This is a genomic window from Streptomyces sp. A0958, assembly GCF_004795035.1.
Lineage (GTDB): Bacteria > Actinomycetota > Actinomycetes > Streptomycetales > Streptomycetaceae > Streptomyces.
Genome location: NZ_SSBK01000097.1, coordinates 1 through 1341, shown reverse-complemented (window position 1 = coordinate 1341; position 1341 = coordinate 1). Strand labels below are relative to the sequence as shown.

Below are 1341 nucleotides of genomic sequence, written 5' to 3'. Positions count from 1 at the left end.
GATGCTCCTATGGTTGTCAAGCCGCAGCAGCGAGGGCGGTTTGAGTGATTCGTTCCGTGGGCTTGGTGGTCAGCGCGCGGTAGACCTCGCGGGCGACGAATCGCTTGAGACAGCGCATGATGTCCTTCTTCGAGAGCCCTTCCTTCGTGCGGCGTTCAACGTAGGCGCGGGTGCGTTCGTCGAAGCGCATGCGGGTCAGCACGATGGTGTGGAGGGCGTTGTTGGCGGCCCGGTCGCCGCCTCGGTTAAGGCGGTGTCGGTGGGTCCGTCCGGAGGACGCCGGGATCGGCGCGACCCCGGCCAGGTGTGCGAACGCGGCCTCGGGCCTCATGCGTTCGGGGTTGTCTCCGGCCGAGGCCAGTAGCTGGCCGGCGGTCTCGGGTCCGACACCGAACAGCTCCAGCAGCACGGGGGCGGCCTGCTTGGCCAGTGGGCCGATCTCGGTGTCCAGCTCGGCGATCTCGTCGTCCAGGGCCTGGTGGCGGCGCGCGAGGCGGCGCAGTGCGGCCCGGGTCGCCGCCAGCGGGCGGGACAGGTCGTCGCCGGGCCGCAGGCGGGACAGGGTGCGTATCAGCATGGCCCGCTCCAGGCCCGCGACCTGCTCGCGCAGCATGGCGGGGGCCGAAACGAGCAGGCCGCGAATCTGGTTCATCGCCTGGGTGCGGGCCTTGACGGCGCTGCGTCGCGCGGTCCGCAGCACCCGCACCGCCTCGACCACACCGTCCCGGCTCTTGGGGATCCCGGTGGCACGGCCGGACAGTACGGCCGTTGCGGCCGCGTAGGAGTCGATCGGGTCGGACTTGCCTTTCATCCGCCGGGTCTTGCGGTCCGGCCGGTCGACGTCGATGACCGTGACCCCGGCCGCGGTCAGCACCCGGGCGAGCTCGGCCCCGTAGGCACCCGTGCCCTCCACCCCCACCGCGGTCAGCGTGCCGTGGGAGCGCATCCAGTCGAGCAGGTCGCGATAGCCGCGGATGGAGGCGGGGAACTCGCGGTCGGCCAGGTGCCGGCCGATGGAGTCGATCACCGCCCCGTGGTGCGTCAGGCCGTGGGTGTCGACTCCGCCGGTGATCTGCGGGCCGTCGTGCGTCATGCTGGTCATGTCCGTCCTTGTGGCGTGTCCGTTCCGAGGGCGGCACGCGCCGGTCGGGCGGGTGGACAAGACAGTGACGGGGCTTCTGGACCAAGCTCCTATGGAGTCACAAACGCCCGTCCGGCCGCGTGCGTGGTGGCTCCGCCGATGCGCCGACAAATCCGAAACAGGACAGTCGAAGACGTCAGTCAGTCGGCGAGTCAGACGCATCAGCAGAACCACCACTCACATCCTCACTGTCAGTCGGG

1 protein-coding gene is annotated in these 1341 nt (G+C 70.2%); it reads right to left on the bottom strand.

Annotated elements, in window-relative coordinates:
* Positions 1-16: 16 nt before the first annotated feature.
* Positions 17-1102, bottom strand: coding sequence for an IS110 family transposase (locus tag E6P78_RS32480; protein WP_136207201.1), 1086 nt, complete (start codon positions 1100-1102; stop codon positions 17-19).
* Positions 1103-1341 lie beyond the last annotated feature (239 nt).

Coding starts and splice junctions, on each gene's coding strand:
- E6P78_RS32480 (WP_136207201.1), bottom strand. CDS start 1,102: ATGACCAGCATGACGCACGACGGCCCGCAGATCACCGGCGGAGTCGAC.